Below are 20,805 nucleotides of genomic sequence, written 5' to 3'. Positions count from 1 at the left end.
CGGCCTCGCACCGGAGACCGCGGGCACGTCAGGGAAACCGACACACCCGGGTCCGATGGTCTCCCGGTCGGAGCCCGCCCGCATGGCCGACACGACGATCCGCCCCCGCACCTCCCGAGTACCCGCCCCATCGGGCGGCCACCGCCGGCGGACGGAAAGCCGCCGGGCGCCGCCCTCGCGCCGGCCATCGGCCGGGCGCCCGCGAGGGCACCGGTTCCGGGGGGATCGCGAGGAGGTCCCAGCGGCCCGCGGTGCGGGACAGCAGCAGGATCTCGTGTGGATCCAGCTCCGCGGCGGACCAACCGGCCCTCACCACATGGCCGTTGGCGGACATCCTGGAGGGGAGGACCGGCCGGTCACGCGGGTCGACCGCGATACGGGTGATCCGTCCCGCGGTCGTTCCACGCTACTCCGCACCGGCGCCTGAGGAGCCGTTCCCGGACGCCGTCCCGCCTCCGCCGGCGGGCCGTCGCCCGGACTGGCTGGTTTCGAGCCAGGACCGTGCGGGTTCTGCCGCGCGGGTGGTGTCCACGGTGAGATCGAGCAGGGTTCCTCCGTCGGGGCCCGCGGGATAACTGCGCTGCTCGGCGGCGGCGAAACAGTGGCGCAGCACCTCCGCCACCCTCCGCGCGACCTCGGGCGAGGCGGCGACGATACGGACCGCGGCATACCCGTCCGAGGGTGTTTGCATGGACTGCACGGCGACCTCGGAGTTCGGTGTCCCGGTATGAGACGGACTCGGACTGGATCACCCACTCTACTCCGGCGTGTCCCGCGGCCCCACGGGCGACCGGCGGGCGCCCCGGCCGCCGCCTAGGTGCGCAGCAGCCGCTGGGTGAGCTCCCGGTACTGCCTCAGCGCGAGCCTGAGTTCGGTGGAGTCCGTCTCGGGGTCCCGGTCCTGCCAGCCCGTGCGGAGGACCTGCCGCAGTTCCGCGAGGGCCTTCGTGAGCTGGGCGGCGGCTTCGTCGAAGGCGCCCTCGGCCTCCTCCAGGGCCTCACGCGGGGTGTCCGCGAAGGTGTTGACGGCATGTCCGAGGCGGCGCACGATCTCGTCCCGTTCTTCCGGGGGGAGCAGCGGCTCCGGGCCCGTGGTGCGGCGTTCGCCGGAGCCCGGGGGCCGGTCCGCGGGCTGCTGGGCGCGTGTCTGGTCGTACATCGTCGTGTGTACCGCTTCCGTTGCGATGGGGGGCACCGCCTGGAGACGGCCTTCGCGTCACCTTCTCGACGGCCTGCTCCAGGCTTCCGGGGCCCCGGTCGGCCTGCCCTTCATGGCCTGGCCCTCGGTCGTCCTGCCAGTCAATGTCCGGCGACGACGGGTGTCAACGCGACGCGGGGCCGGGCGCGTCCGGCCGGCGGGCGACGGTCGGCGCCCGCCGGGTGTCCCCCGCACGAGGAGCGGGAGGGAGTACTTTGGGGGGAGCGAGGGTGCGTCGTGCCTACCGACAGGCCGGCTCCAGCACAGCACCCATCCCCCAGGGGCAGTCCGTGACCCCGGCCGCGCCTCCTTCCCAGCGGCCTTCGCCCAGGTCAAGGAGCCCCACCATGCCGTCCGTCCCCAGAGCCCCCGTGCCCCCGACCGCCCCCGTCGCTCCGAGCCCGCCGGACACCGCATCGCCGCCCCGGGGCCACGACGGCGTCTCGCCCTTCCCGCCGGACGGACCGGCGCCCGCGCGCGACGGCGGGCAGCGGCTGTACGTGGCGGTGACGGCGGTGATCGTCGTCCTGCCGTTCGTGGCTCTCGGCCTGCCCGGCCGGCTGCTGTGGGGCCGGCTGATCCACCCCGCCGACATCCTGCTCGCCGCCGTCTTCTGCACGGTCACCGGCCTGCTCGCCCGGCTCTCCTTCGGGGAGAGCCGGCACAACCTCCACCACGCCGACCCGACCAGCGCCCGGCACGGTGCCGACCGCGGCCAGATCGACCCGTCGGCCGCCGTCATCCGCCTCCTGGAACGCCTCGGCTGGGTGTACGACGTGCGCCGGCCGACGCCGGACCGGGTCGCCGCGCGCCGTGCCTGACGGCAACCACGCATCCATTTACGTCAGTTGGCAGGAGCCTCATGAGCACCGCACTGCAGCCCGCGCTTCCCTCCCACCCCGTCCTCCGCCTGCACCTGGCACCCCACGGCGACCTGCCCCGGTCCATCGACGGAGCATGGTGGCCGCGCTCCTACGACCTCCTCGTGGAACTCCCGCGTCTGCTGGCCGGGCTGCCGCGCGACTGGGGCCATATCGCCAGCGTCACCGTCAACGGGGCGGCGTGGTCCGCGACGCCCGGCCGGATACTCGTCTCCAACCAGGTCGTACGACTGCGCAGAGCCCTGGCGGCGAACGCCCCGCACACCGTCGTCCTGCTCGCCCCCGGCCGCGGACGCTGGGACCTGGTGGTCGTGCCTCCGGACACCGCCGAGGACGCCGCGGAATCGCTCATGGCGGCCGCGGCGGGTGGCCTCGGGGACGGGTTCGGGGAGGACCTTGGGGACGGCCTCGGGCGTGGCCTCCGGGGTGACCTCCGGGGTGACCTCCGGGAAGGCTGACCCGGGCGCCTCGCCGCCGTATCTCCGCCACTTGCCACGGTTCGCGAAAATCTTTCGTAACCGAGGCATTTCCCTCGCTTGTCCCTGCCGTGAATCCCGTGTCAGTGTCCCGGCCAGCAGGCAGGCCGTCGGCAACCCCGCGTACGAAAGCCTTTCGTACGAGTCCCCGATCTGCCTCGCTCACCGACGGTATGGGGATACAAGAGAGGCACGACCATGCGGAGAACACCGGTCAGCGGACATCTCGAAAGCCCGCGCGTTCGTCGCGTCGTGGCGTCCGCCGTAACCCTGGCGGCGGCCATGGCCCTTGCCGCGTGCGGGACTTCGGGACCGTCCGGATCGTCTGCGGGCTCGTCGGGGAAAGGCCTGACGATGTGGGCGCTCAGCGACCAGACGATCCTCAAGGAGTCCGTCGACGCCTACAACAAGGACCACCCGGACGCGCGGATCACCCTGCGGCTCTTCGCGAACGACGACTACAAGCAGAAGCTGCGCGTCGCCTTCGGCGCGAACCAGGCCCCGGACATCTTCTTCAGCTGGGGCGGCGGAGCGCTCGACGACTACGTCGAGGCCGGCAAGGTCGACGCGCTGACGCAGGCCGACGCGGGCACGGACCGGTACACCCCGAGCGTGATGCAGAGCGCCACCTTCGACGGCAAGGTCTACGGCGTCCCCGCCAACGGACTCGCCCCGGTCGTCCTCTACTACAACAAGAAGGTGCTGTCCGACGCGGGCGTCCAGCCGCCGAAGACGTACGCCGACCTGCTGGCCGCCGTGAAGAAGCTCAAGGGCAAGGGCGTGACCCCGCTGTCCCTCGCCGCGAACTCCAAGTGGCCGACGCTGATGTACCTGGAGTACCTGCTCGACCGGCAGGGCGGCTCGGACGTCTTCACGAAGATCGCCTCCGGTGACGCCGAGGGCTGGAAGGACGCGTCGGTCACCAAGGCCAACCAGTACCTCCAGGACCTGGCGAAGGCCGGTGCCTTCGGCGACAACGCCTCCTCCGTCAACTACGACCAGGGCGCCTCCACGGCCCTCCTCTACACCGGCAAGGCCGCGATGGAGGTGATGGGCACCTGGGAGTACGCCAACATAGCCAAGGCCGCACCGGACTTCCTGAAGAAGGGCGACCTCGGCTACACCGCCTTCCCGTCGCTGTCCGGCGGCGCCGGCGACCCGAAGAGCATCGTCGGCAACCCCTCGAACTTCCTGTCCCTGAACTCCTCGACGAAGAACAGGTCGGCCGCCCTGACCTACCTCAAGGACTACGTCCTGGACGGCTCCCAGGTCGACGCCTACCTCGCCGCCGGCAGTGTGCCGCCGGTCAAGGGCCTGGAGTCGAAGCTGGCCGCCGTGAAGTCGTCGTCCGACAAGCAGTGGCTGACGTTCGTCTACGACCTGGTGCAGAACGCCCCGGGCTTCCAGCTCTCCTGGGACCAGGCGCTGCCCTCCGACCAGGCGGACCCGCTGCTGACCAACACCGACAAGTCGTTCCTGCGGCAGATCTCGCCCGCCGAGTTCGGTACGAACATGAGCAAGGCGGGGTCGTGACCGTCACCACGACCACCGTGCGCCGGAGAGGGGGCACCGGATCCGGCTCCGGCCTCCTCATGGCCGCCCCCGCCCTCCTCCTCTTCGGCCTGTTCGGCCTTGTCCCCCTCGTCGGCGTGCTGGCGCTCAGCCTCGCCGACTGGGACGGTCTGGGCTCCATCGGCTGGGCCGGCTTCGCCAACTGGGGCGACGTCCTGACCGACGGCGCGACCTGGCAGTCGCTCTGGCTCACCGTCAAGGTGATGACGGTGAGCTGGCTGGTCCAGACGCCGATCGCGCTGGCCCTCGGCGTCTTCCAGGCGCCGCGGGGGAAGGCGCGGGCACTGTTCGCGGTGCTGTTCTTCCTGCCGCTGCTGCTGTCCGCGGTGGCGATCGGCCTGACCTGGCAGGCGCTGCTCGACCCGTCCTTCGGCATCGGCGCCACACCCGGTCTGCACTGGCTGGCGAAGCCGCTGCTCGGCTCACCGGACCTCGCGCTGTATACGGTGATCTTCGTGATCGCCTGGCAGTTCGTGCCGTTCCACGCGCTGCTCTACCAGGCCGGGATACGGCAGATCCCCACCGCGCTGTACGAGGCCGCCGCCCTCGACGGCGCGGGACCGGCGGCCCGCTTCCGGCACATCACCCTGCCGCAGCTGAAGTACACGATGGTCACCTCCAGCACCCTGATGCTCGTCGGGTCGCTGACCTACTTCGACCTGATCTTCGTGCTGTCCGGCGGAACCGGCGGCCCCGGCACCGCCACCCGGGTCCTTCCCCTGGCCATGTACATCACCGGATTCCAGACCCATGACATGGGCCGGGCCAGTGCCGTCGCCACCCTGCTGGTGGTCGTCGGCCTCGGCCTGTCGCTGCTGACCACCCGGCTGTCCGGCTTCACCCGGATGGACAGCCGGCAGGAGGGCATGTGAGCACCACCGTGACCAAGGCCCGCGCCACCACCGCACCGGAGGACCTCCCCGCCCGGGGCACGGCGACCCCAGGGCCGGTACGGCCCAACCCCCTGCCCGGCATCCTCCGCCGCGCCCTCAGCGGCAGCGCCACGCTCGTGTGGACGGCGATCGTCGTCGTACCCGTCTACTGGCTGGTCGTCACCAGCCTGCGCGCCCGCGCCGACTTCACCACCGACAGCCCCCTGGCACTCCCCGCCCACCCGACGTTCGACAACTACCGGGCCGTGCTGGACGGTGACTTCACCACCTACCTGCTCAACAGCGTGGTCGTCACCGCCGGGACGGTGGTGCTCGCGGTCGCCTTCGCCCTCATGGCCGCGTTCGCGATCGTCCGCGGCGCGGGCAGCCGTCTGTCCCGGCTGTCGTTCCGGCTGTTCCTGCTGGGCCTGGCGATCCCGTTGCAGGCCGTGATCATCCCCGTGTACCTGCTGATCATCAGAATGCGGCTCTACGACAGCCTGCTCGCGATCGTCCTTCCGTCGGCCGCGTTCGCGCTGCCGATCACCGTGATGATCCTGGTGAGCTTCCTGCGTGACGTGCCCCGCTCGCTGTTCGAGGCCATGATCGTCGACGGCGCCGGCGACTGGCGCATGCTCTGGTCGCTGGCGGCGCCCCTGGCCCGCCCCGCCCTGATGACGGTCGCGGTGTACGACGGACTCCAGGTCTGGAACGGCTTCCTCTTCCCGCTGATCCTCACCCAGAGCGGCGACAAGGCCGTACTGCCGCTGGCACTGACCCTCTACAAGGGCCAGTTCGGCATCGACGTGCCGGCCACCATGGCCGCGGTGGTGCTCTCCACCCTCCCGATGCTCGCGCTGTTCATCCTCGCCCGGCGCCAGCTCGTCGCCGGCCTCACCGCCGGTTTCTCCAAGTAGCCAAGTAACCCACAGCGCTGAGCAGTTGACCCCCGTACGACGGCCGGGCCCCGCGCCCGGCCCCGTCGGCATGCCCGCGCAACTCCCCGAGGAGTCGTGAATGACGACCACCATGCCCGACCACGGCGGCCTCCCCCAGGAGGAGGACGGCCGTCCCTGGACCGACCCCGCCCTCCCCGTCGCCGAACGGGTCGAGGCACTGCTCGCCCGGCTCACCCTCGCCGAGAAGGTCGCGCAGCTCAGCAGCGCCTGGGAGGACGTCGAACCGGCCGGCCCCGAGGTGGCACCGGGCACCAGCATCTTCGACCGGGTCGGCGACCTCACCGAGACCGCCCGGCACGGCCTGGGCCAGCTCACCCGCCCGTACGGCACCCTGCCCAGGCCCGCCCTGGAACACTCCCGGGCGCTGGCCGACCGCCAGCGGCAGGTCATGGCGCAGAGCAGGCTCGGCATCCCGGCCATGGCGCACGACGAGTGCCTGACCGGGTTCACCGCCTACGGGGCGACGATCTACCCCACCTCCCTCGCCATGGCGGCCACCTTCGACCCGGAGCTGATCCGGCGGGTCGGTGCGGCCATCGGCGCCGACATGGCCGAGGCCGGCGTCCACCAGGGGCTCGCCCCGGTCGTCGACGTGATCCGGGACTACCGCTGGGGCCGCTGCGAGGAGACCTACGGCGAGGACCCGTACCTGGTCGGGGAGATGGGCGAGGCATACGTCACCGGCCTGCAGAGCGCGGGCGTGTACGCCACTCTCAAGCACTTCGCCGGGTACTCCGCCTCCATGGGCGGCCGCAACCACGCCCCCGTCCAGGCCGGGCCCCGCGAGCTCCACGACGTCCTGCTGCCGCCGTTCGAGCGCCTGGTCGCCGCGGGCGTGCGGTCGGTCATGAACTCCTACGCCGAGATCGACGGCGAGGCCCCCGCCGCCAGCCGCCGCCTGCTCACCGACGTCCTCCGGGACGCCTGGGGGTTCGAGGGCACCGTCGTCTCCGACTACTGGTCGCTGCCCTTCCTGGTGACAGCCCACCGGGTCGCCGCCGACCTGCCCGATGCCGGGGTGCTCGCCCTGCGCGCCGGGATGGACGTCGAACTCCCCGACCAGCGCGGCTTCGGCGACGCGCTCGTGCACGCCGTGGAGCAGGGCGCGGTCGACGAGGAGCTGGTCGACCGTTCGGTGCGCCGGGTGCTGCGGCAGAAGGCCGAACTCGGCCTGCTGGAAGCGGACTTCGACCCGCGGTCCCCCGCCCTGCGCGCGGGCGAACTGGACCTGGACAAGCCGGCCAGCCGTGCGCTCGCCCTGGCCGTGGCCCGGTCCAGTGCCGTCCTCCTCTCGAACGACGGCACCCTGCCGCTCCCGTCCGGCGGGCGGATCGCGCTGATCGGCCCCTGCGCCGACGACGTCCGCACCATGTTCGGCTGCTACAGCTTCCCCAACCATGTCCTCGCCGGCCGCGACGACCTCGGCAACGGTGTCGAAGCCGTCCCGCTCCGCACCGCGCTGGCCGAGGAACTTCCCGCCGTGGACTGGGAGTTCGTCCAGGGCTGCCCGGTCCGGGACGAGGACCGCTCCGGTGTGCCCGCCGCCGTGGCGGCCGCGGCCGGCGCCGACCTCACCGTCCTGGTCGTCGGCGACAAGGCGGGCATGTTCGGCATCGGCACCTCCGGCGAGGGCTGTGACGTGGAGGATCTGCGGCTGCCGGGCGTCCAGGAGGAGCTGGTCGAGGCGGTCCTGGCGACCGGGAAGCCCGTCGTCCTGGTCGTGAGCAGCGGCCGGCCCTATGCCGTGGGCCGGTTCGCGTCCGCCGCCGCGGCCATGGTGCAGGTGTTCCTGCCGGGCGAGGAGGGCGGCCGGGCGGTGGCCCAACTCCTCGCTGGAAAGGCGAACTTCAGCGGCAAGCTGCCCGTGCAGATCCCCGTCTCGCCGGGCGGCCAGCCGTACACCTACCTCCACCCGCCGCTCGGCGACCGGCAGAGCTTCCTGTCCAACCTCGACCCGACCCCCGCGTTCCCCTTCGGACACGGGCTCTCGTACACGACGTTCGCGGTCGACCAGCTGTCCGTGGACCGTGAACAGGTGCCCACGGAGGGGGAGTTCACGGTGCGGGCGCGGGTGCGGAACACGGGGGCGGTCGCGGGCGCCGAGACCGTCCAGCTGTACGCGATCGACCCGGTCGCCCAGGTGACCCGCCCGGTGCGTGCGCTGCTGGCCTTCGCCAAGGTGGCCCTCGAACCCGGCGAGGAGGCGACGGTCCGCTTCCACGTCCACACCGACCGCCTGGCCTTCAGCGGACTGGCCGGCCACCGCGTCGTGGAGCCCGGCGAGATCCTGCTGGAGGCGGGCTCCTCCAGCCTGGACACCCCGGTACGGACCGCGATCCGGCTGGTGGGCGAGGAACGGGACGCGACGGTGCTGCGGCAGCACGGGGTGCCGGTGAGCGTCGACCGGGCGTAGCGAGCGGGTACGAGAAGGCGGCGCCACCGGTGGACGCGGTGGCGCCGCTTCTTCGGCTCGGCACCTAACTACGGCTCCACTGCTGGGTCGCGGTGCCCAGCCCCGTCCACAGCTCGACCTTCGAGCCGTTGGCCGTCCCCCAGTTGGTCACGTCGATGACCAGGCCGTCGGAGCGGTTGACGATGGTGCCGTCCACGCGGAACGCCCACTTCTGGCTGGACTTCCCGTTGCAGGTCCACAGGATGAGCGTGGTTCCCGCGGTCGTACCGTCGCCGTTCGCGGCCAGGCACTTGCCGGAGACGCGGAGTTCGCCGGCCGTGGTCTGGGTGATGGTCTGGTTGGCGTTGCCCGAGCAGTCGTAGATCTGGACCTGGACGCCCGTCGAGCCGTTCGGGACGTCGAGGCAGCGGCCGGAGTAGGCGCCCTTCAGGGTGAAGGTCGAGGCCGTGGGGAGCGGGTCCTGGACCAGTTGCCAGTCCTGGGAGCCGTCGGTGGTCGCGGCCGCCACGGTAACGGCACCGCCGGCGGTCGAACCGGTCATGTAGAGGCTGGAGTTGAGGACCGAGCGGAGCTTGTAGTAGCCGCTGGTCGACGACGCGACCTGGGTCCACTGTTTGTCGGTGGCGCCGTCGTCGACCCACTGGGCGAGCTTCTGCCCGGCCGTCGCGGTGCCGGTCCAGATGGCGACCGAGCGGCCCCCCGCCTTGTTGAGCAGGGTGACGTTGCCGCCCTTGGCGGTCAGGTGCCAGCGTTGCGTGGCGGCGGTGGAGTCGGCCGCGCCGAGGACGAGGTCGGGGGTGTTCCCGGTGAGGTTCGCGTCCTGGGTCTTGCCGGACGCGGTGGTGAGGACCTGGCCGGTCAGCCGGTTGACGAGGCTGTAGTAGGCGCCGTCGGAGCGGCCGAGGTCGACCTCGGCGTACTTCACGGGGCCGACGCTGGTGCCGCTCCAGGACGCCTGGAGGATCAGGACGCGTCCCGTGCCGTCGACGTACTGGAGGTTTCGGCTGTATCCGGCGGCGATCGGCGTCTTGTACTCCTTCCAGGTGCCGGTGGACAGCCCGGACTCGTTGACCCAGACGTCGCCGCTGCCCGCGGCGTTGTAGACGATCCGGCCGTCCGGCATGGGCAGCAGGACCGGGCTGCCGCCGGTGGACAGGGTCGCCCCGCCCGAGGGCACGGGCAGTGCGGTGATCGCGGCGTCCGTGGCGGAGAAGAACTTCGTCGGGTCGTCGGAGATCCGGTAGCGGACGTTCGTCCCGCCGCCCCAGTACTCGTACGTCAGCAGCCACTTGCCGTCGGTCGTCGGGGCGATGGTCGTCATGCCCGGACGGCCCCCGCCGATCTCCGTCTTTCCGCTGCCCATGCTCACCGTGGAGCCGGGGACGTCCACGACCGGGCTGCTCCAGGCGGAGCCGCTGGTGCCGTCCCAGGTGCGGTGCAGGAGGACCTGGCCGCCGGAGTCAGTCGCGGTGTCGTTGGCCGGGTCGAGGGTCGGGGCGCCGGTGGTGGTGTTGTAGCCGGTGTAGTCGTCCTCGTCTGAGTAGTACGCGATGAGCTGACCGTTGTGGGCGAGCAGGTGCGGCTCCCAGACGGGGTCGACCTGGGCGTGGGTGTTGGCGGTCGAGACCCGGCCGACGCTGCCCGCGCTGCCGCCCTGCCAGCCGCCGGCCGCGATGATGTTCTGGAAGCTCCAGGTCGCACCGTCGTCCGTACTCGCGTACAGGGCCAGCGCCACGTCCTTGCGGTCGCCGTCACTGGTCGGCGTCCAGCTGGAGTTGGCGGCCTTCTGCTCCTCGTAGTAGTAGTCGTCGCCCGAGACGATGCTGGCGAGCAGCAGCGTGCCGGCGCTCAGGGAGCCGACGCTCTGCGGGAGGACGTACAGGTACGGGTTGGTCCAGTTGCTCGTGTACTTGGCGTACGCGGAGTCGGCGGAGAGGTAGGCGGGGGCCTTGACCTCGGCGAGCTTCGCCCATGTCGTGCCGGAGTCGTCGCTCTTGTAGATGGGCAGGGTCTGGCCGACGGGAGCGCTCTGGCTGTTCTCGAACGTGGCCACGAGCCGGCCGTCCGGCAGCTGGGCCGACTTCGGGTAGAGGACACAGGGGCTCTTGTTGCAGGCGGCGGTGTTGTCCGCCGTATACAGATTCGCGGGGCTCGGCTGATACGCCGACGCGGCCGTAGCGGAGGCGAGGGCGACCACCACGCCTATGCAGAGGGCCGTCGCCGAAGCGAAGGCCTTTCGCGCCCAGGATCTTTTCACCGGCGTTCCTTTGCCACGGGGGTGCGGGGAGGAAGCCAGTATTCGTAGGCGGCCCGGCACTGTCACCGGCACATTGCGAAAGGGTTTCGCGCGGTCGCGGGTTACGAGGTATTGACGCGGTGGCGAACGGACGTCGAGGTGCGCACCACGAGTTCCGTGGTCAGCTCGATCCGCGAGGAGGCGGGCGGCCGGCCCTGGGCGAGGTCCATGAGCACCCGGGTCGCCTCGCGCCCCAGCTCCTCGAACGGCTGGCGCACCGCGCTCAGCGGCGGGCAGGCCATGGCCGCCACGAGAGTGTCGTCGAAGGACATCACCGACAGGTCACCCGGCACGGCGAGCCCCTGCTGCCGGGCCGCCTCCAGCACGCCGAGCGCCTGTGCGTCGCTGGCCGCGAAGACGGCCGTGGGCGGGTCGTCGGCCCGCAGGATCTGGAGACTGGCGGTCAGCGCCTCGGCGTAGTCGAAGTCGGTGGAGCGGACGATCGCCGGATCGTAGGCGACCCCGGCCTCCTCCAGCGCGGCCCGGTAGCCGTGCACGCGGGCCGCCCCGGCCAGGGAGTGCGAGCGGCCGGCGACCATGCCGATCCGGGTGTGCCCCAGGTCCAGCAGATGCTGGACGGCGTCCCGGGCGCCGCTCCAGTTCGTCACGCCGATGCTCGGGATGTCCTCGGAGGGCGCGCTGAGCGGGTCGATCAGCACGACCGGCAGCCGCTGTTCGACGATCCTGCGCTGGTCCTCCTCGGCCAGCATCGAGATCACGATCACCAGCCCGGCCGCGCCGAGCGCCACGCACTCCTCCAGCCACGCGGAGATCGACCGCCGGCTCGTCGTGCCGGTCACCACGTCGATGCCCAGCTCACCGGCGGCGTCCACGATCCCCCGGGCGACCTCCAGGGTGTACGGGCCGGACAGGTCGCGGAAGACGACGATGATCTGCCGGGGCGTCTCGGGATCGCGCTCCCACGGGCGGACGTACCCGTACCGTGCCAGCAGTTCCTCGACCCGGTCCCGGGTCGCGGCGCCGACGTCGCGGCGCCGGTGCACCACCTTGGACACGGTGCTGAGCGAGACCCCCGCCTCGGCGGCGATGTTCGTGAGCAGGCCGTGCTGTGCCTCCTGCCGGCCCTTGCCTCGACCTGTCACCCGATGTCCGTTCCGTACGCCGCGCGTCGATGCGCCGGACGCACCGCACCGCGTGCCTGGCCGCAAGCCCCGCCGCAAGGTAACGGCGGCCGGTACGGGGAGGCAATACCGGGGACCGCCGTCCAGGGCGAACCGGGCCTGTCGGCCCCGCCGCCCCTCGTGCATGATGAGCCTCCGCCGCGCGGGAGGGCGCACCAGAGGCGAGTGTGGCGCAGGTCACGGGAAGTCGGTGCCGGGTGCCGCACAGCTCAATGAGGTGAGCACTCCTATGCGAACCCGAATACGGGCCGGGGACTCGAGCGCGTTCGCCGAGCTCTTCGACGGCTACGCCCGCGCCGTCTACAACCATGCCTTCCGGCTGACCGCCGACTGGTCGACGGCCGAGGACGTGATGGCCGCGACCTTCATGGAGGCGTGGCGGCTGCGCGAGAAGGTCGATCCGACGGGCGGTTCCCTGCGGCCGTGGCTGCTGGGTATCGCCACCAACACCGCGCGCAACCAGTACCGGAGCAACCGGCGCTACCGGGCGGCGGCGACGGCGGCCGCCGCGGCCGAGCTGTCGGTGCCCGACCACGCCGAGGAGGTGGCGGCCCGGCTCGACGACCGGGAGCGCCTCGCGACGGCGCTGACCGCGCTCGCGTCGCTGCGCCGCCCGGAGCGCGAGGTCATCGCGCTCTGCCTCGGGGAGGGCCTGGACTACGAGGCCGCGGCGGAGGCGCTCGGCATCCCGGTCGGCACGGTCGCCTCCCGGCTCTCCCGCGCCCGCAGGAAGCTCCGCAAGCTCGCTGACGCCGAAACGGCACGGCGTCGGAAAAATCTTGGAGCAACTCCCGGGAATCGGGAAGGCGGCGGCCCCGGCCGACAGACAAGAGGCGATCACGCACACGCGATCCGGCCCGCACAGGAAGGAAACCGATGAACGCGAACACGTCCCGGCAGAACGCTGCCGAACGGGACGAGGGCGACCGGCTCTTCGACCGGACGACGCGCGACCTGCCGCCGGGCCGTCACCAGTTCCACAAGGAGCGCATGATGGCCCAGATTCACGAGACCCAGGCGGCTCAGCGCACGGCCGAGCAGCCGGCGGACCGGGCGCGGACCCGGCGGCTGCGGCTGCCGCGCCCCGCGATCGCCCTGCCCGCGCTGGCCGCCGCCCTCGCCGGGGTGGTCGTCGTGGGGGTGGCCGTCTCCGGTGGCGGCAGCGGCGTCCAGGACGAAGGCGTCGCCACCGGACCGGCCCTGACCACCACCGTCGGCGCCGCGACCAGCAACGGCGTACCGCAGCTGCTGGACCGGATCGCACTGGCGGCGGCCGACACGTCCCACCCGGACGTCAGGCCCGGCCAGTACGTCTACGTCGAGTCCAGGTCGGCCGACACCTTCGTGAAGTCCACCGACGCCGGGACCTCCCTGGCCAGCCATGAGCTGCACACCCGCCAGGTGTGGAGGTCCGCCGACGGCACCAAGGGCTGGCTGATCGACCCGGCCACCAACGACAGCCCCGAGGGCGAGACCCTGAGCCTGCCCGACGAGCAGGGCAACACCCCGAAGGCGAACCTGAACTTTCCGTCGTACGACTACCTGGCCAAGCTGACCACCGATCCCGACGCCCTGCTGGCCAAGATCTACAAGGAGACCAAGGGGCAGGGGAACTCCCCCGACCAGGAGGCGTTCACCACCATCGGCGACCTGCTCGGCGAGAGCTACCCACCGGCGAAGCTCTACCCGGCGCTCTTCAAGGCCGCCGCGAAGATCCCCGGCGTCGTCGTGGTGAACGACGCGGTGGACGCGGCCGGCCGGCACGGTGTCGCGGTGGCCCGGCTCGACGAGACCAGCGGTCAGCGCGAGGAATGGATCTTCGACAGGAAGAGCGATGTCTTCCTGGGCGAGCGCACGGTCCAGGTGAAGCGGATGACCGGCGACGACGCCCTCATCGTGCCGGGCACCGTGCTGTTCACCAACGCCGTCATGAACCGCGCCATCGTCGACGGCATCAAGCAGACCCCGTCCCAGTCCGGCTGACACGTCCGAGGTCTCGCCACGAGAGGCCCCCGGGTGAACAATCTGGGGGTCTTTCCTGAACGAGACCGGAACCCGGCAGGCGATCCCTCCGTCTTCCCTCATCGGACAGGTGTCGTCGTCTAACAAATCGGCCGGAAATTGAGATCCATACCACCGCGGGTTCCTTCGCGAAGAAGCTATGGAACACCGCTCTCCCTGTGGCGTCGACCGGGGGCGAGACCCTGGGCCGTGGCGGGTGTCGCGGCCCTCGGGTTCCTCCTGGCACTCGAGATCGCCGCACGACGCTACGGCCTGCCAGGGCCGATCACCGAACAGGCGCGGGAGGTGATCCTCGCCCCCAAATCGGGCTTCCTGCTGTACGCCGGCATGGCGCTGATGATGACGGTGCTCACCTGGCGGCAGCGGTGCGTCGCCCTCGCCGCCGCGATCGGTATCGACATCGCCATCGCGGCGGTCCGCTGGGCGCTCGACGCCCCGGTGACCGACGGCCATCCCTTCGGCAACGGCGCCCTGTGGGTGATCCTGGGCCACGCGGTCGTCGCGGTCACCCGCCGCACCGGCCAGGAACGGGTCCTGCTGCTCAAGGGCGTCGGGCTGGGCCTGCTGCTGGTGACCGGCCGCAAGACCGGCGACACCTGGCTGCTCCTCACCTCCAAGACCCGCCCGACGGTACTCGACCAGTACGTGGCCACCGCCGATCACGCGCTGGCCGAACCGTCGTGGCTGGTCGGCCGGATCGTCACCGCCGCCGGCCCGGTCGGCTTCAACCTCCTCGACATCGTCTACGGCCAGCTCGCCGTGGCCGCGGTCGTCGTCGCGCTGTACCAACTGCGCCACGTGGCGGTCGAACGGCGCTTCCCACGCCACCACCTGGTGCGCACCTTCCTGGTGATCGGCCTCATCGGGCCGGCCGTCTACATGATCTTCCCGGTGGTCGGGCCGGTCTTCGCCTACGGCACCGGCGCCGAGCACTGGGCCTCGGTCAGCCTGTGGCCGGACCCGCCGCCCGGCGGTCACTTCCACGGCCACGGCCACGGCCTCGGCCCCGGCAACGGCCACTGGGCGGTGGCCGACTGGTGGCCGCGGACGCCGCCGCCGGTCGACCCCCCGCACCCCATGCCGTTCGACGGGTTCACCCCGCGGAACTGCATGCCCAGCCTGCACACGGCCTGGGCCGTCGCGATCTTCATCCACTCCCGGAACGGCCCGCGCCTGCTGCGCTTCGCCGGCGCGTTCTGGCTGGTCGCCACCCTCACCGCGACGCTCGGATTCGGTTACCACTACGGCGTGGACCTCATCGCCGGCGTGGTGTTCACGCTCACGGTCGAGGCGGCGCTGCGCGCGTTCGACCGCGGCTGGGACCGGTCGGGGCTCCGGTTCGCCGCCTACGGCGCGACGGTCTTCGCCGCGCTCCTGGTGTCGTACCGCTGGCTGCCGTTGGAGATGGCCAGGCACCCGTGGGCGTCCGGCCCGCTGCTCCTGCTGACACTGGCCTCGGTGGTCTACGGCTACGTACGGACACAGCACCGGCCCGTGGCGGAACCTCTCCTGACATCCCGTCAGCCGCTGCGGCCGGGGGCGATGCGGTAGACCGGCAGCGGCACGACGGGCATGCCCCGCCAGGTGCGCGTACCAGGTGTGCGTACCCCGGGCGGGGGCGGGCCGCCGCGCACCGGCAGACCGGTACGGCTGCGCCCAGGCGGATTCCCGGTGCGGGAGTAGCGTGGAAGTCATGACCGAAGACACGCTGATCGCACACGAGTCAGGGACCTTCGAGATAGCCGGCAAGCAGGTGGCCCGGCTGGGCTTCGGGGCGATGCGGCTGACCGGACCCGGCATCTGGGGCGAGCCGGCCGACCGCGAGGAGTGCCGGCGGGTCGTCCGCCGCGCCGTCGAACTGGGCGTCCAGCTGATCGACACCGCCGACTCGTACGGGCCCTATGTCAGCGAGGAGATCATCCGCGAGGCGATCCACCCGTACCCCGACGACGTCCTGATCGCCACCAAGGCGGGCCTCACCCGCTCGGGCCCGGACGAGTGGGCCCCGGTCGGACGGCCCGAGTACCTCCGGCAGGAGCTCGAGATGAGCCTGCGGCGGCTCGGCCTGGACCGTATCGACCTGTTCCAGCTGCACCGCATCGACGCGAAGGTGCCGCTGGAGGACCAGATCGGCGAGCTGAAGAAGTTCCAGGACGAGGGCAAGATCGTGGCGATCGGGCTCTCCGAGGTCACGGTGGCCGAGATCGAGGAGTGCCGGCGGATCGCCGAGATCGTCACCGTGCAGAACCGCTACAACCTCACCGACCCCACGTCGGAGGACGTGGTCGACCACTGCACGCGCGAGGGCATCGGCTTCATCCCGTGGGCGCCCGTCGCCGCGGGCGAGCTGGTCGAGCCGGGCCGTCTCGTCGACACGATCGCCAAGCGGCACGAGGCCACCCCCGGTCAGGTCGCGCTGGCGTGGCTGCTGGCCCGCACGGAGGTCATGCTGCCGATCCCCGGCACCTCCCGGGTGACCCACCTGGACGAGAACGTCGGCGCCGCCCGGCTCACCCTCGACCCCGAGGAGGTCGACCAGCTCACCCGGGCGGCACGCGAAGCGGCCTGAGCCACCGGTTCACGGGGCGCACACCGACGGGCGGCGGGTCTCGGGGTGTGCCTATGGTGGGCAGGTGACGGGCGTTTCGCCGTGGCCGCGGGTGCGCTCCAGGCTCCGGGCGCAGGGGCCGACGGCGGCCCGCATTCTGGTGATCGCGGTGCTCTGCTGGCAGGCCGCGCTGTGGGCCGGTGCCGATCAGCCGCCGGTGTTCGCCGCCATCGTTCCGCTGCTGTGCCTGCGCGGTGATTCCGCCTCCTCCCTGACGGCACTGCTGCTGAGGATTCTCGGCGTGATGGCCGGAGTGGCCCTGGGCGTCACCGTGGTCCACTTCTTCCGGCCGACCACGGCCGTCCTCGCCGTCGTGATGGGCCTGGCCCTGCTGTGCGGGACCGTCATCAGTTCCGGCACGGCACTGAACGTGCAGGTCGCGGTGACCTCGCTGCTGGTCTTCGCCAACCCGACACCGGAGTCCTACGGCTTCGCCCGGTTATGGGAGAACGCGCTGGGCGGCGCGGTCACCGCCGTCCTCGGTCCGCTGCTCTGGCCGCGGAACCCCCGCCGGGAGGCGGCGACGCTGGCGCGGGAGTACGCGGACGACCTGACGGAGGGCCTCGTCCGCAGCACCCGCGCCATCGGCTCGCCGGACGCCGCGTACGCGAACCGGACGCACACGCAGGCGGAGGCGGACCGGCTGCACCGCTACGGGGAGAAGGCCCGCGACGCGGAGAAGGCCATGCGGTTCAATCCGCTGCACCGGCGCCACCGGACCGAGGTGGCCGAACTGAGCGACCGGATCGGCCGCGCCACCCGGGCCGCGCCCCACCTCTTCGCGCTGGCCGCCGAGGTCGACTTCTTCACCGCGCGCGACGGACCCACTCCGGCCCTCGCCCGGGCCCGGACAGCCCTCCTCCCGGTCGCCGAGGCCACCGGCCGCGCCCTGAAAGCCCTCCTCGAAGGACGGGACCCCCACGAGGACACGGCCGCCGCCCGCGCCGCGCTGGCCCGGTACACCAGGGACGACGCGGCCCCGGTGGCCGTACTGCTCCGCAGACCGTTCACGAAGATCCTCGACCTCTGTGACGGCTCCCCGGGCTGAGGGCGGATCAGAGAGGCGATCGGCCTTCGCCCGCGGTCCAGGTGACGTGCGGGGGCTCGACGCGTGCGCACAGGGGGCCGCCGGCCGCGTCGGTCAGGCCGAGCCGGCCGACCAGCAGGCCGTGCCGCGCGGCGGCGGCGAGCACGTCGGCGGGGACCGCGTCGAGCATGAGCTTGGCGCGACGGAACATGACGAAGACGCCCGAGTCGTCGACCGTGCACCAGGACAGGTACACGAACCGGCGGCCCAGACGGTGCTGCACATACGGGCCCGTCACCTCGATGCCGTCGGGTGTGACGGTCGCCGTGCACTCCAGGGTCCACGTCGCGGACACGGCGTCGGCGGGCTGTGGCCCGAGGAGTTCGCCCGGACGGTCACGGCGTTGCACGGCGACATGGACGCCGGCGTACGCGGGACCGTCGCTGCCGGCGGGGGCCGGAGGGGTGCGGCCGGGCAGGTCGACGGCGTCGATACGGATACGCATACCGGCCATCATCCGCCCGCAGCCGCCGCCCGCGGCCGGCACGGCGACCGGATCTCCGCTGCCGGGTTCGTCGGGGTGCCCGTCGTGGAGGGGACCCGTCGTGGAGGGGACCCGTCGTGGAGGGGACTGGGCCGCTCGGTCCGGTGCTCGTCTCGACCCGGTGCTTATGTGGTGCGGCCGAGTACGTCGTCGGCGCTGCGGGGTTCTGTGCGGGGCTGTTGGTTGAGCTGGTGGCGTTCGATGGAGGATTGCCGGTAGACCTCCTTGCGGGCCCGCATGATGTTGCCCAGGGGCGCGTGCTCGGCGGTGACCCGCCAGGGTGTGAAGGACAGCGCGTCCATCTTCTCCAGGTTCTCGGGGCCGGAGATGTCCTGCCGCGGGAGCCGCAGCTTGGCCACCGTGAAGGACGGCGAGAGCTGCTCGGGCCACTCCACGGTGGTGTCCTCCACCGGCATGCGCTCCAGGTCGGTGCAGAGCTGGACCTGGATGTCGAAGGCGTAGGGCCCCTCCTGCAACTCGGCTTGCAGAGCCGGCCGGAAGACCTCCGCCGCCGAGGCCGGGTCGATGGTGCGCCGGACCACCCCGGCGGCGGACGTCGGGTCGGGAGTGATGCGCACCTTGGCGATGTAGTCCCCGTGCCGGACCGCGCCCATCGTCCAGTAGCTCGACAGCAGCAGGTTCGCCGGCGGGGTCTTCGACAGGCGCAGGAAGGCCAGGAACTCGTCCCATGCCCAGTTGTCCTGGTCGAGGGTTCCCTTTCCGGTCACGAACTCGCTGTAGAAGCGATGCGCGCCGGGGCGGCCCTGGGAGAAGTAGGCCGGCGCGTTCAGGAACAGCTCCTGGATGAACAGGTAGTGCTCGACGGTGTTGCAGAAGAAGACCGGTCCGTTGATGTTGGCGTAGTCGAAGGTGCCGGTGTCCGGTTCGTCGTCCAGCAGGGTCGGGCCGGGGATGTCGAACATCTTCAAGGCCAGTCCGGTGGCGGCGCCCAGTCGCGCGTCGGCTCCGGCGTGGGGCGAGCCGTTGGAGAAGCGGATGAGGGCGTCGTGGGTGCCCGGGGTCGCGTAGATGCCCTGGGCGTACTCGGGGGGCAGCCCGTCCAGGATCTCCACCTCGCCCCGGACCAGCCCGTAGCCCTTGGCATGGGCGTCACGAAGGGCCCGCCCGGTGCCCCCGGCCTTGACCGACTCGGCGATGTACTTCCCGGTCTTCTCGATCACGGTCTGCACGTTGCGGTCGAAGTCCGGGTCGGCGTCCTCGACGTCGGGTGTGTAGCGGACGAACTGTGCTGCCATGACGTCGACCTCTCCTCGGAGGGCGTGATCGGACCTCAGGGTGACCGGACCTCAGGGTGATCGGACTTCAGGGTGACCGGACTTCAGGGTGACCGGGCCTCAGGGGGGTGGCGATCGCCGTCAGTCCTCCAGTTCGGCGAGCCAGCGCAGGGCCCGCAGACCCGGCACGAAGCAGTACTCACCGCCCCGGGTGACCACGAAGCTGGGCAGGTTGTGCAGGCGGCGCCGGACCGGCTTCTCCGGGATGGTGACGGTGCCGGTTCCGCCGTGGTGGCCGGCCACCGGGTCCTGCTCGCCGGGGTAGCCGATGAAGTTGCCGTCGTTGACCCACTGGGCCTTGATGAACTCGAACTGCCGGTCCAGATGGGCCCCGAGGAAGACTCCGACCAGGCCCCGGTCGGCGCCGTCGTCCTCCAGCACGCCCTCGGGCAGCGGCGGCCCGTAGGTGGTGCCACGGCGGATGAGCCGGTGCATCCGCGCGTCGCCGACGATGGTGGCATCGCGGGGATTGGTGCGCCGGATGTGCGCACCGGCGGGGCACCGGTAGCCCCGGTCGTCGTTCTCCCGGTAGAGGAAGTTGTTGACGCGGTGCGGATCGGCCGCCAGCTCCGGATCATCGTGCTCCGGCGTCAACGTCAGCGGCGCCCCGCTGGGCCAGCGCCCGATCATCTTCGCCGCCAGCAGCGCCTCCTCCTCGGCAGTGGAGCTGTTCGCGCGCAGGAACCGGCGCCAGGCCGCCACGTCGGTGTGGACCTTGCGCACGGCCGCGTAGGTTCCGTTGCGCCCGAGCGCCTCGGGACGGGGCATGGGCGGCACGTTGCCGGTCTCGTCGGGGTAGCCGAGGATGAACTCCCCGGCCTTGATGGGGGCTTCCTGCGGGTTGGACCCGGGCAGCCCGACGCCCTCGATGTTCGGATGGCTGATGCCGTCACGGAACCCGAAGGTCGTGCGCCCGGTCGGGAGCTGCTTGACCTCCTGCTGCCAGATCACCCGCACACCGGGCGTGTCCTCGTAGGCGGCACGGGCCCGCTCCAGCTCCTCGTCCAGCCGCGCCGTATCGGAGGAGAGGGCACTCAACGCGATATGGACCTCCCCGGTTCCGAACGGTGCCTCCCAGTGGGCCGGGGCACTCTCCCCGACGTCGCCGATCAGCTCCGCGCGCGCGGCCATACCGTCACGGAACGCCTGCGGAAAGCTGTCCAGCGACTCCTGGGGCACCCCCAGCGCTTTCAGCCCCTGGTAGGTGAACGCCACGGCGACCCAGGCATCCTGCTGCCGGTCCGCGCCCGGCAGACCACCCGAGACCACCGGGAGCAGCCGCCCCAGCAGGGCCCGCCCGGCATGGGGGTCATCGACACGCAGGAGGATGTACTTCCCCTCGTAAGGCACGGGCCGTGGCCGCAGAGCCCCGCTCTGGACGTCGTCGATGTCGACGCGCACGCCTGCCGCGCTGCCGCTGTCCACTGCGTTCATGGGCGCTCGCGCCTCCACATCGATCTTGGCCTGGACAGCCGCCCCGCAACGGCCGACTCGCGACAGC

General features: G+C 71.7%; 18 protein-coding genes and 1 pseudogene. 11 read left to right on the top strand and 8 right to left on the bottom strand.

The window, feature by feature from the left end:
- Positions 1-28: 28 nt before the first annotated feature.
- From ACZ5K7_RS40140 to ACZ5K7_RS40130, 3 genes are all read right to left on the bottom strand, one after another.
- On the bottom strand, positions 29-385 hold the full coding sequence (locus ACZ5K7_RS40140; protein ID WP_468922099.1) for a DUF5994 family protein: 357 nt from the start codon (positions 383-385) through the stop codon (positions 29-31).
- 21 nt (positions 386-406) lie between these two features.
- On the bottom strand, positions 407-691 hold the full coding sequence (locus tag ACZ5K7_RS40135; RefSeq protein WP_351707941.1) for a hypothetical protein: 285 nt from the start codon (positions 689-691) through the stop codon (positions 407-409).
- A gap of 122 nt (positions 692-813) precedes the next feature.
- Positions 814-1,158, bottom strand: a complete 345-nt coding sequence (locus ACZ5K7_RS40130; RefSeq protein WP_351707938.1) for a hypothetical protein — start codon at positions 1,156-1,158, stop codon at positions 814-816.
- A gap of 671 nt (positions 1,159-1,829) precedes the next feature.
- Here ACZ5K7_RS40130 and ACZ5K7_RS40125 point away from each other — a divergent pair.
- From ACZ5K7_RS40125 to ACZ5K7_RS40100, 6 genes and pseudogenes are all read left to right on the top strand, one after another.
- A pseudogene (locus ACZ5K7_RS40125) lies at positions 1,830-2,018 on the top strand (acyl-CoA desaturase); the annotation flags it as partial.
- 41 nt (positions 2,019-2,059) lie between these two features.
- Positions 2,060-2,536, top strand: a complete 477-nt coding sequence (locus tag ACZ5K7_RS40120; protein WP_468921985.1) for a DUF5994 family protein — start codon at positions 2,060-2,062, stop codon at positions 2,534-2,536.
- Positions 2,537-2,908: 372 nt separating this feature from the next.
- Entirely contained in the window at positions 2,909-4,087 is a 1,179-nt protein-coding gene (locus tag ACZ5K7_RS40115; RefSeq protein WP_468921982.1) for an extracellular solute-binding protein, read from the top strand.
- A 59-nt stretch (positions 4,088-4,146) separates the two neighbouring features.
- Complete coding sequence (locus tag ACZ5K7_RS40110) at positions 4,147-4,998, top strand: carbohydrate ABC transporter permease (protein ID WP_468922096.1); 852 nt, start codon at positions 4,147-4,149, stop codon at positions 4,996-4,998.
- Complete coding sequence (locus tag ACZ5K7_RS40105) at positions 4,995-5,915, top strand: carbohydrate ABC transporter permease (RefSeq protein WP_468921980.1); 921 nt, start codon at positions 4,995-4,997, stop codon at positions 5,913-5,915. The genes ACZ5K7_RS40110 and ACZ5K7_RS40105 overlap by 4 nt, the downstream gene beginning before the upstream one ends.
- A gap of 100 nt (positions 5,916-6,015) precedes the next feature.
- On the top strand, positions 6,016-8,370 hold the full coding sequence (locus tag ACZ5K7_RS40100; RefSeq protein ID WP_468921977.1) for a glycoside hydrolase family 3 N-terminal domain-containing protein: 2,355 nt from the start codon (positions 6,016-6,018) through the stop codon (positions 8,368-8,370).
- A 64-nt stretch (positions 8,371-8,434) separates the two neighbouring features.
- On the opposite strand, the gene ACZ5K7_RS40095 is transcribed toward ACZ5K7_RS40100, so the two are convergent.
- Both ACZ5K7_RS40095 and ACZ5K7_RS40090 read right to left on the bottom strand, forming a co-directional pair.
- A complete protein-coding gene (locus tag ACZ5K7_RS40095) occupies positions 8,435-10,627 on the bottom strand; it encodes an RICIN domain-containing protein (protein WP_468921974.1) in 2,193 nt (730 codons plus the stop codon).
- Positions 10,628-10,728: 101 nt separating this feature from the next.
- On the bottom strand, positions 10,729-11,769 hold the full coding sequence (locus tag ACZ5K7_RS40090; RefSeq protein ID WP_450972947.1) for a LacI family DNA-binding transcriptional regulator: 1,041 nt from the start codon (positions 11,767-11,769) through the stop codon (positions 10,729-10,731).
- A gap of 268 nt (positions 11,770-12,037) precedes the next feature.
- Here ACZ5K7_RS40090 and ACZ5K7_RS40085 point away from each other — a divergent pair, with 268 nt between their 5' ends.
- From ACZ5K7_RS40085 to ACZ5K7_RS40065, 5 genes are all read left to right on the top strand, one after another.
- Positions 12,038-12,688: an RNA polymerase sigma factor gene (locus tag ACZ5K7_RS40085; RefSeq protein WP_468921970.1), complete on the top strand. Its 651-nt coding sequence runs from the start codon at positions 12,038-12,040 to the stop codon at positions 12,686-12,688.
- A complete protein-coding gene (locus tag ACZ5K7_RS40080) occupies positions 12,685-13,791 on the top strand; it encodes a CU044_5270 family protein (protein WP_351707914.1) in 1,107 nt (368 codons plus the stop codon). Before ACZ5K7_RS40085 ends, ACZ5K7_RS40080 begins: the two co-directional genes overlap by 4 nt.
- 228 nt (positions 13,792-14,019) lie before the next feature.
- On the top strand, positions 14,020-15,381 hold the full coding sequence (locus tag ACZ5K7_RS40075; protein WP_468921967.1) for a DUF5933 domain-containing protein: 1,362 nt from the start codon (positions 14,020-14,022) through the stop codon (positions 15,379-15,381).
- A gap of 142 nt (positions 15,382-15,523) precedes the next feature.
- Positions 15,524-16,399, top strand: a complete 876-nt coding sequence (locus ACZ5K7_RS40070; protein ID WP_468921964.1) for an aldo/keto reductase — start codon at positions 15,524-15,526, stop codon at positions 16,397-16,399.
- 64 nt (positions 16,400-16,463) lie between these two features.
- Positions 16,464-17,486 (top strand): FUSC family protein, encoded by a 1,023-nt coding sequence (locus ACZ5K7_RS40065; RefSeq protein WP_468921961.1) that lies wholly within the window; start codon positions 16,464-16,466, stop codon positions 17,484-17,486.
- Positions 17,487-17,493: 7 nt separating this feature from the next.
- Here ACZ5K7_RS40065 and ACZ5K7_RS40060 read toward each other — a convergent pair whose 3' ends face one another.
- From ACZ5K7_RS40060 to ACZ5K7_RS40050, 3 genes are all read right to left on the bottom strand, one after another.
- Entirely contained in the window at positions 17,494-17,970 is a 477-nt protein-coding gene (locus tag ACZ5K7_RS40060) for a DUF5990 family protein (protein ID WP_351707902.1), read from the bottom strand.
- A 164-nt stretch (positions 17,971-18,134) separates the two neighbouring features.
- Positions 18,135-19,265 (bottom strand): catalase family protein, encoded by a 1,131-nt coding sequence (locus ACZ5K7_RS40055; protein WP_468921958.1) that lies wholly within the window; start codon positions 19,263-19,265, stop codon positions 18,135-18,137.
- A 120-nt stretch (positions 19,266-19,385) separates the two neighbouring features.
- On the bottom strand, positions 19,386-20,738 hold the full coding sequence (locus ACZ5K7_RS40050; RefSeq protein WP_468921955.1) for a Dyp-type peroxidase: 1,353 nt from the start codon (positions 20,736-20,738) through the stop codon (positions 19,386-19,388).
- Between the last annotated feature and the right edge of the window lie 67 nt (positions 20,739-20,805).

This window comes from Streptomyces sp. NPDC031497, assembly GCF_055580905.1.
Note: the sequence above shows the minus strand (reverse complement) of the source record. Positions and strands in the feature narration are given on the sequence as shown.